7 protein-coding genes and 1 pseudogene are annotated in these 9,189 nt (G+C 75.6%); 4 read left to right on the forward strand and 4 right to left on the reverse strand.

The window, feature by feature from the left end; translation table 11 throughout:
• Positions 1–31: 31 nt before the first annotated feature.
• Entirely contained in the window at positions 32–610 is a 579-nt protein-coding gene (locus ACFV1L_RS29985; RefSeq protein ID WP_380371698.1) for a hydrolase, read from the reverse strand.
• 130 nt (positions 611–740) lie between these two features.
• Positions 741–1,232, reverse strand: coding sequence for a glutathione peroxidase (locus tag ACFV1L_RS29990; RefSeq protein ID WP_380371701.1), 492 nt, complete (start codon positions 1,230–1,232; stop codon positions 741–743).
• A gap of 193 nt (positions 1,233–1,425) precedes the next feature.
• Between ACFV1L_RS29990 and ACFV1L_RS29995 the strand changes: the two genes are divergently transcribed.
• Together ACFV1L_RS29995 and ACFV1L_RS30000 are read left to right on the forward strand one after the other, a co-directional pair.
• Positions 1,426–3,759, forward strand: a complete 2,334-nt coding sequence (locus tag ACFV1L_RS29995; protein ID WP_380371704.1) for a heavy metal translocating P-type ATPase — start codon at positions 1,426–1,428, stop codon at positions 3,757–3,759.
• A gap of 119 nt (positions 3,760–3,878) precedes the next feature.
• Positions 3,879–4,583, forward strand: a complete 705-nt coding sequence (locus ACFV1L_RS30000) for a flavodoxin family protein (protein ID WP_380371707.1) — start codon at positions 3,879–3,881, stop codon at positions 4,581–4,583.
• 284 nt (positions 4,584–4,867) lie between these two features.
• Here ACFV1L_RS30000 and ACFV1L_RS30005 read toward each other — a convergent pair whose 3' ends face one another.
• A complete protein-coding gene (locus ACFV1L_RS30005) occupies positions 4,868–5,872 on the reverse strand; it encodes an MASE1 domain-containing protein (RefSeq protein WP_380371710.1) in 1,005 nt (334 codons plus the stop codon).
• A gap of 99 nt (positions 5,873–5,971) precedes the next feature.
• Positions 5,972–6,805 (reverse strand): PP2C family protein-serine/threonine phosphatase, encoded by an 834-nt coding sequence (locus ACFV1L_RS30010; protein ID WP_380371712.1) that lies wholly within the window; start codon positions 6,803–6,805, stop codon positions 5,972–5,974.
• Positions 6,806–7,154: 349 nt separating this feature from the next.
• On the opposite strand from ACFV1L_RS30010, the pseudogene ACFV1L_RS30015 reads away from it, so the two are divergent.
• Together ACFV1L_RS30015 and ACFV1L_RS30020 are read left to right on the forward strand one after the other, a co-directional pair.
• Positions 7,155–7,310, forward strand: a pseudogene (locus ACFV1L_RS30015) (flavodoxin family protein); the annotation flags it as partial.
• 81 nt (positions 7,311–7,391) lie between these two features.
• On the forward strand, positions 7,392–9,137 hold the full coding sequence (locus ACFV1L_RS30020; RefSeq protein ID WP_380371714.1) for a hypothetical protein: 1,746 nt from the start codon (positions 7,392–7,394) through the stop codon (positions 9,135–9,137).
• Positions 9,138–9,189 lie beyond the last annotated feature (52 nt).

Consider the following 9,189-nt stretch of genomic DNA (forward strand, 5'->3'; position numbering starts at 1 on the left):
GCCCGGGCGGGTTCCGGTGCGTCCCGGCCGGTCAGCGGGGGCCGGCCAGCAGGTCGAGGATCTCGTCGGTGGTGCCGGTCTCGCCGAGCCGCGGGAAGATCCGCTCCACGCTGTTGCGGTGCGCCTGCGCGTCCAGGTCGGTCATCGCGTCGACCGCCAGCGTCACGTGGTAGCCGTGCTCGTACGCGGCCCGGGCGGTGGACTCCACGCCGATGCTGGTCGCGATGCCGGTCAGCACGATCTGCGTCACGCCGCGGCGGCGCAGCTGCACGTCCAGGTCGGTGCCGTGGAACGCGCCCCAGTTGTGCTTGGTCACCACCGTGTCGGACGGGTCGTGCAGCTCGGCGGCCAGCGTGTCCCAGCCCTCCGGCGGGGTCGCGCGGGGGCGGCCCGCTTCGGTGCGGCCGGGCACCGCGTCGGCGCCGTCGGGCGCGAACGACACCCGCACCAGCACCACGGGCAGCCCGGCGGTGCGGAACGCCCCGGCGAGGCGGACGCTGCGCGCCAGCACCTCGCCGGTCGGGTGCGGGTCGCCCGCCGTGGCGAGGATGCCCTGCTGGAGGTCGACGACCACCAGGGCGGTGGCCGGGTCGAGCGCGGTGACGGACACGGGAGTGCCTTTCGTCGTGAAGGGGGCAGCCGGAAGGGCCCGGACTGTCCAGTTCCACTGCGCAGGTTACCTGTACAGTTTCGGTCGCCGATCGGCGGCCGCCGGACACCCCGGGCCCCCTCCGTCCCCGTCAGCCGCGCAGCTGCGCCTCGATCGCGCCCACCAGCTCCGCCGACTCCGGCTCGGTCCGCGGCCGGAACCGCCCGACCACCTCGCCGTCCGCACCGATCAGGAACTTCTCGAAGTTCCACTGCACGTCCCCGGCCTCGCCCGCGGCGTCCGCCACCTCGGTCAGCCGGGCGTAGATCGGGTGCCGGCCGGCCCCGTTCACGTCGACCTTCTCGAACAGCGGGAACGACACCCCGTACGTGGTCGAGCAGAACTCCTGGATCTCCTCCGCCGAGCCCGGCTCCTGCCCCGCGAACTGGTTGCACGGGAACCCGAGCACCGTGAACCCGCGCTCCCCGTACGCCTTCTGCAGCCGCTCCAGACCCGAGTACTGCGGCGTCAGACCGCACTTCGACGCCACGTTCACCAGCAGCAGCACCCTGCCCCGGTACTCCGCCAGCGACGACTCCTCGCCCGCCAGCGTCCGGATCGGAAGCTCGAACAGCGACTCCATGCCCCACCTGCCTTCTGTACGCCGGACCCCGGACACCCCGGACCACCGGACGCGAACACCAACCCCCCGAACCTACCCCGCCCGCACCCCGGGCCGGGGGACCCCACCACCCGGGACCGACGGCCCTGGCCGGACCGCCGCGAGCGAGGTGCACTGGAAAGGAAGAGCCGCCGAGCGAGCGCAGGAGACCTCCATGGCACCGCACACCGCACCCAGCGAACAGGGCGGCGCCCGACGGCTGTTGAGCGGCGGAGGGATCGAACCCGTCCTGCTCGGCGTGGTCGCCGCCGCCACCGCCGTCGGACTGGTCGCCTGGGCCGCCGGCGCGCACGGCCTCGCCGACCAGGCCTGGATCGCCGCCACCGCCGCCTCCATCCCGCCCGCCCTGATGTGGGTCGTCCAGGCCCTGCGGCGCGGACAGGCCGGCGTCGACCTGATCGCCGTCCTCGCCCTGGCCGGCACCCTCGCCACCGGCGAATACCTGGCCGGCGCCCTGATCGCCCTGATGCTCGCCAGCGGCCGCTGGCTGGACGCCGCCGCCGAACGCCGCGCCACCCGAGACCTGCGCGCCCTGCTCCGGCACGCCCCCCGCAGCGCCCGCCGCCGCACCGGCGACAGCGTCGAGACCGTCCCGCTCGCCGACGTCCGGATCGGCGACCTGCTGGCCGTCGGCCCCGGCGAGACCGTCCCCGTCGACGGACGGATCACCGGCAGCCGCGCCGTCCTCGACGAATCCGTGCTCACCGGCGAGTCCGCGCACGTCGAACGCGAACCCGGCGACCCCGCCCGCAGCGGCGCCGTCAATGCCGGCAGCGCCTTCGACCTGCGCGCCACCGCCACCGAGGAGAACAGCACCTACGCCGAGATCGTCCGCCTCACCCAGCAGGCCGGCGCCGAACGCGCCCCCGTCATCCGCCTCGCCGACCGCTACGCCGCCTGGTTCCTGCCGGTCGCCCTCGGCGCCGCCGGCCTCGCCTGGCTGCTCACCGGCGACGCCGTCCGCGCCGTCGCCGTCCTGGTCGTCGCCACCCCCTGCCCGCTGCTGCTCGCCGCACCCGTCGCCATCGTCTCCGGCATCTCGCGCGCCGCCCGCAAGGGCGTCGTGGTCCGCGACGGCGCCGCCCTGGAGACCCTCGGCCGGGCCCGCACCATCGCCCTCGACAAGACCGGCACCCTCACCTCCGGCCGCCCCCGCGCCTTCGACATCGCCACCGCCCCCGGCCGCACCCCCGCCGAGGTCCTCGCGCTCGCCGCCGCCGTCGACCAGTACTCCCCGCACGTCCTCGCCGAAGCCATCACCGCGGCCGCCGCCGAACGCAACCTGACCCTCCCCCAGGTCCACGACGTCACCGAACGGCCCGGCCACGGCGCGGCCGCCACCCTCGCCGACGGCCGCACCGCCACCGTCGGCCACCACGACGCCACCGACCTGCCCGCCTGGGCCCGCGCCGCCGACAACCGCGCCGCACTCGACGGCGCCGCCATCGCCTGGGTCACCGTCGACGACCGGCCCATCGGCGCCGTCCTGCTGCGCGACCCCGTCCGGCACGACGCCCCGCGCACCGTCCGCCGCCTGCGCGAAGCCGGCGTCACCCGGCTGATCATGCTCACCGGCGACCGGCCCGAACCCGCCCGCGAGATCGCCGCCGTGGTCGGCCTCGACGACGTCCGCGCCCGCCAGACGCCCGCCGACAAGGTCGCCGCCGTCCGCGCCGAGAGCGAACGCGCCGTCACCGTCATGGTCGGCGACGGCGTCAACGACGCACCCGCCCTCGCCGCCGCCGACGTCGGCGTCGCCATGGGCGCCCGCGGCGCCAGCGCCTCCTCCGAAGCCGCCGACATCGTCCTCACCACCGACCGCGTCGACCGCCTCGCCGACGCCGTCCGGATCGCCACCCGCTCCCGCCGGATCGCCGTACAGTCCGCCCTCGGCGGCATGCTGCTCTCCCTCGCCGCGATGGTCCTCGCCGCGGTCGGCCTCCTCCCGCCCGCCGCCGGCGCCCTCCTCCAGCAGCTCATCGACGTCGCCGTCATCCTCAACGCCCTGCGCGCCCTGCGCCCCGGCCGCGGCACCGGCCCGGAGATCGACGCCGGCACCGAGGACCTGGTGCACCGCTTCGCCGCCGAGCACGACGACCTGCGCGACGTCCTGGAAGCCGTCCGCGAAGCCGCGGACCGGCTCACCGAGGCGGACTCCGCCGAAGCGCTCGACGCCGTCCGGCACGTCGACCGGCTGCTCACCACCCGGCTGCTCCCGCACGAGGAGGCCGAGGAACGCGAGCTCTACCCGGCCCTCGCCGACGCCCTCGGCGGCCCCGAGACCACCGCCACCATGAGCCGCGCCCACACCGAGATCCACCGCCTCGCCCGCCGCATCACCACCCACCTCGCCCACGCGGAACCCACCGGCGCCCTCGCCCCCGAACAGCACGAGGACCTGCGGGCCTGCCTGTACGGCCTGCACTCCGTCCTGCAACTGCACTTCGCCCAGGAGGAGGAGAACTACTTCTCGCTGGCCGCGGCCTGACGTCCCGTCATCCTCCTTGCCGCCGCCCCGCCGCCGTCCCGGCGCGCCTCGGCCGCCGCCGGGGCGCGGGCGTGGTGCGATGGAACTCCCCACGTCACGGGCGCACGGAACGGACGGCGATGACCACCTACACCGACCTGCGGGCGGTCTTCCTCAACTGCACGCTCAAGCGCTCACCCGAGCGCAGCCACACCCAGGGGCTGATCGACATCAGCGCCGGCATCCTGCGCCGCCAGGGCGTCCAGGTCGAGGAGATCCGCGCCGTCGACCACGACATCGCGACCGGCGTCTGGCCCGACATGACCGAGCACGGCTGGGACACCGACGAGTGGCCCGTCCTCTACTCCCAGGTCATGAACGCCGACATCCTCACCCTGGCCGGACCGGTCTGGCTCGGCGACAACTCCTCCGTCATGAAGAAGGTCGTCGAACGGCTGTACGCCTGCTCCGCCATCCTCAACGACCGCGGTCAGTACGCCTACTACGGCCGGGTCGGCGGCTGCCTGATCACCGGAAACGAGGACGGCGCCAAGCACTGCGCGATGAACGTCCTCTACAGCCTCCAGCACCTCGGCTTCACCGTTCCGCCCCAGGCCGACGCCGGCTGGGTCGGCCCGGCCGGCCCCGGGCCGTCCTACCTCGACCCCGGATCGGGCGGCCCCGAGAACGACTTCACCAACCGCAACACCACCTTCATGACCTGGAACCAGCTCCACCTCGCCCGCATGCTCAAGGACGCCGGCGGCATCCCGGCCCACGGCAACCAGCGCTCCGAGTGGGACGCGGGCTGCCGCTTCGACTTCGAGAACCCCGAACACCGCTGACGGCGAGGCCGAGCGGGTGGGCGCCCGGCCGGTGCCGGCCGGGCACCGGGTGCGCCGTGTCGGCTGCGTACGAGGCGACCTGGACCGGCCGCCTCACCCTCGCCGCCCGTGAGGACCGCCGCCCGTCCTCGTCGACGACCGGCCGGCCTGTTCGCCGCCGTGCCCGGCGCCGCCCTCCCCCCGGCCCCTGCGCCCGGCCGGCGCCACCCGCTGCCGGGACCGGCTCGCGGCGGCCCGCCGACCGCCCGGGCGGGGCCGGACGGCGTGCGTACAGCGGTCGTCCGTCAGTCGGAGCGCCGACGGTCGGCGGGGGGCGGCCAGGGGCCGTCGGCCTCGCCCGGGGCGAGGCGGTTCACCACTTCGGCGAGGGCGATGCACGCCTGCTCGATGGTGGCGAGGGTGTTCTCGCGTTCGGTGGTGATGGCGGCGAGCAGCAGTCCGGTCAGGGCGGCGACGCCGTTGAGGGCCTGCAGCTGGACCATCACGGCGAGCAGGCTGTGGTCGGCGAACGGGCCGATGCGATCGACGGCGGCGGGGACGGCGAAGACGGACACCACCAGGACGCACGGCGCCGCGCCGAGCAACTGGAAGCGCAGCGCCGCCCACATCACCACCGGCAGGACCAGGAAGAGCAGGGAGAGCGGGCTGCGGGTCGCCGTGAGCACGGTGACGGCGGTGACCGCCAGCAGGGCGAGGGCCTCGGCCCAGCGGCGCAGCGGTACGTCCCGGGGCATCCGGGCGGCGCGCACCGCCAGCAGCAGCGGGGTGACCACCAGCACGCCCATCGCATCACCCGTCCACCACGCCGTCCAGGCGGGCCAGAACTGGTGCGCGGCCAGCGCGCCCTCGGACACCAGGAGCAGGCAGGCGGCGGTCGCACTGATCAGCGTGGAGGCGAGCGCCGCCAGGAAGACCAGCGCCACGCCGTCCCGCAGCCGGTCGAGCTCGACCCGGAAGCCCACCCGGGCCAGCAGCAGGACGGCCACCACCGGGGCGAGCGTGTTGCCCGCCGCGATGCCGAAGGAAGCGGGGGTGATCGCCCCGAATCCCGCGATGACCAGCAGGGCGCCGAGCGCGATCCCGGGCCACACGCGCAGGCCGAGCAGCAGCAGGCCGGCCACGGCGACGCCGGTCGGCGGCCACAGCGGGGTGACGTGGACGCCGCCCACGACGACCTGCGTCAGCAGGCCGAGTCGGCCCCCCGCCCAGTACACGAGCGCGACGCCGAGGATCGACAAGCCGGCCACCGCGGTCTCTCCGGCCTTCGCGTTGCGCAGCACACCAGCCATCTCATCGCACGCCGCCGCCCGGCCCGGCCGTGACACGCCCGGAGGGTCGGCCAGGACGGTCGGATCCGCTGCGGCCACCCACCGCTGCCGCGCGCGCCGTCACGGTCCGTCGTGGCAGAGCACCAGGACGGCGGCGTCGTCCTGGTGCCCGGTGAGGTCGGCGACCTCCAGCACCCGGCCGGCCAGCTCCCCGGGCTCGGCGCCCACCCCCGCCCTCACCCGCCGCAGGACGTGCTCCAGCCCGGTGTCGAGCGGGAACGCGGGCCCTTCCACCACTCCGTCGGTCACCAGGACGACCGCTTCCGTTCCCGACAGGCGCCGCCGCGTCACCGGGTACACCTCGCCGTGTTCGATGCCGAGCGGCAGCCCCACCTCGTCCGCGTTCTCGGTGTCCTCGATCCCGGACCGGCCGTCGGCGGTGGCCCAGATCGCCGGGACGTGGCCGGCCCGGGCGACGGACAGTTCATGGGTGGCGGGGTCGAAGCGCAGGAAGCAGCAGGTGGCGAAGAGGCCGTCGGGCAGGGACAGCAGCAGTTCGTTGGTCCGGGCCAGCACCTCGCCGGGGTCGCTCGCCGCGGTGGCCAGCGCCCGCAGGCCGATCCGGACCTGGCCCATGAACACGGCCGCCTCGACGTCGTGGCCCTGCACGTCGCCGAGGGTCAGCCCGAGCGTCCCGTCCGGCAGCCGGAAGCCGTCGTACCAGTCGCCGCCGATGTCCAGGCCGTGGCGTGCGGGCGCGTACCGGGCGGCGGTCCGCAGCCCGGGCAGGCTCGGCAGCGCGGCCGGGAGCAGCTCGCGCTGCAATGCCATGGCGAGTTCGACCCGGGCCCGCTGCCGCTCGGCGTGGTCCAGCGCCCGGGCGGTGAGCTCGCCGAGCTTGCCCAGCAGTTCGTGCGCATCGGCGGGGTGCGACGGGGGACGGCGACGGCTCACGGGCGGCTCCAGCACGGCCTCGGCTGACGGGCGGCGGGCGGCTGTCCTGCCACCGCGTGCATCCATTGTCCCTTCACCCGATCGGACCCGCCCCCGCGGTCGCCGGCGGGGTGCCGGTGCCTCCGCAGGCAGGACGGGGAGGCGGCGCAGGCCGCCGGGGGCATGACGGGCGTCCGGAGATCCCCGGGCCGCCGACGCGATCGAAACGGCCGCGCTCGGCAGGCCGTGACGCCGTCCTCGTCGCCGGTTTCTCCCGCGCCATCCGCGACCGGCTGCTGCGCGTGCTTGGCCGCCACGACCTGGCCACCCTGGCCCTCCCACCGTCCGCAGGGGCGGCGACAGCGACGCCTTCACCGTCCCGCCCCGGGCCGACGCCGGCCGGGTCGGCCCGGCCGGCCCCGGGCCGTCCTACCTCGACCCCGGGTCGGGCGGCCCCGAGAGCGACTTCACCAATCGCAACACCAGCTCCACGACCTGGAACCGGCTCCACCTCGCCCGCACGCTCCCGACTCCGACTCTGTCTGCGCGACTGAACGGCGGCCGCGGTCCTCGCCCGACAGGGCTGTGGAAGGGGTGGGTCCGCGCGGTGGCGGATTCCGTCGCCCAGGTGGAGGAGCTGGCACTCGAGGGCTGGACACCCCCCAAGGAGCCGATCACGCCGGCCGCCTACCGGCCGTCCCCCGGGATCGGCAGGCAGTTGGCACGCCGTCACGCGGGCTGGCTGTTCGAGGTCGACGAGGGCTACGGGCCGGACGGGCCGGTGCCGCCGGAGGCGGTCGCAGGAGCCTGGCAGGCCGACGAGTACGGCAGCGCGGTGCGGCCTTGGCCGAACCCCCGCCACGGCGTACCCGCCGAGCAGCCGCCCGCCGACGCCAAGGCCGTACCGCTGCCGCCCCTGCACGCCGGCCGGCGGCCGGCCGGGCGGGCGCTGCTCGGATGGCTCGGCGATCCGCAGGCGCCGCGGCTGTGCCGGGTGGCGGGGTCGAGCGGCAGCGGCCGCACGCACCTGCTGCGCTGGCTCGCCGCCGCCTGCCCGCCCGACAACCCCCGCACCGACCGCCGCGTCCACGTCCAGCTGGACGCCGACGGCCTCACCGCCGACAGCTTCGTCTGGACCCTCGCCCGCGAGCTCGGGACGACAGCAGCCGACGCGCACGAGCTCATCGAGACGTTCACCGACGGCACGCCCCGCGTGCTGGTCGTCACCGGCCTCGACCGCGCGGGCGCCGGCCTGGTCCCGGACGCCCCGCAGCGCATCGCCGAGAAGGTGCTGCGGCCGCTGCTCACCGTGCCCTGGCTGCGGATCGTCGTCGAATGCGCCACCGGCACGCCCGCCGCCGAGGCGCTCGACGTCCCCTCGGCCGTCCTCGACCTGGACCAGCCGCAGTGGACCGACCCCGACGCCTACGCCCAGTGGTGGGCATCGCTGGCACACCATCAACTCCCCGCCGCCGCGCTCTACCCGTCACCCGCGCTCGCCCTGCTCGCCGCGCGCACCGCCCCCGGTGCGCCCGTCGACCCCGCCGCCGGACCCGCGCAGAAGGCCGAGACGCTCGCCGAGGCCTGGTGGGCCTCCCTGCCCGAGACGACCCGCGCGCCGATCATCGCGCTGGCTGCCGCGGGCGACGCCGTCGACACCGACCTGTGGAACGCGCTGCCGAACACGGGCGGGCCGTCGGCCGTCGGGGAAGCGGAGGCCTTCGTCCTTCCGTCCGAGGACGGCGGTCGGCTGCGGGTCTGGCCCCACACCTTCGCCGAACGGCTCGCCCACTGGGGCCCCGACCACATGACACTCCGTCAGTCCCTGCTTCCCGCCCGGCCCGGGCCCGGGGACGCGGCCCGGCTCGGACTGGTGCTGCGGCACGCCGTCCGCACCGGCGCCCCGGTCACCGACCTGCTGTCCGACCCGGCCGTCCTGGTCAACGCCGACCCGGCGGCGGTCACGGCCGTGGTCACGAGCTTCACGAAGGCCTTCACCGAGGCCACGGCGGACAACCGGCTCAGCATGGCCGCGATCGACCGCGCCGGCCCGGAACACGCCGGCGATCCCCGCCGACGGCTGATCGAAGCCTGGTGGCTCGCCGGACCCGCGGTGACCGCGACCGACGACCCCCGGGCGCGGGCATCGGCACTGCACACCTGGCTGGCTGGCGCCCAGGGACCCGACCTCGCCGACCTCGCCGAACGCTTCGCGCTGATGGCCGGTCACACCTGGCGGGCACGCTGGTCGTTCGGGCGCCGCATCGACCCGGTGCGCCGGCTGGCGCTAGGAGTCGTCTTCAAAGGTCGGATCCAGAGCAGGATCGAGGCGATGGTGACGGTGGCCTGGTAGGACTCGTGGGTCTTGTCGTAGCGGGTGGCCAGGCCGCGCCACTGCTTGAGCC

Origin of the sequence: Kitasatospora sp. NPDC059646 (assembly GCF_042734615.1) — a bacterium.
GTDB lineage: Bacteria > Actinomycetota > Actinomycetes > Streptomycetales > Streptomycetaceae > Kitasatospora.

Excerpts from the sequence above, each read along its gene's own strand:
- ACFV1L_RS29990 (WP_380371701.1), bottom strand. The coding sequence starts at position 1,232 with ATGGAGTCGCTGTTCGAGCTTCCGATCCGGACGCTGGCGGGCGAGGAG.
- ACFV1L_RS29995 (WP_380371704.1), top strand. The coding sequence starts at position 1,426 with ATGGCACCGCACACCGCACCCAGCGAACAGGGCGGCGCCCGACGGCTG.
- ACFV1L_RS30000 (WP_380371707.1), top strand. The coding sequence starts at position 3,879 with ATGACCACCTACACCGACCTGCGGGCGGTCTTCCTCAACTGCACGCTC.
- ACFV1L_RS30005 (WP_380371710.1), bottom strand. The coding sequence starts at position 5,872 with ATGGCTGGTGTGCTGCGCAACGCGAAGGCCGGAGAGACCGCGGTGGCC.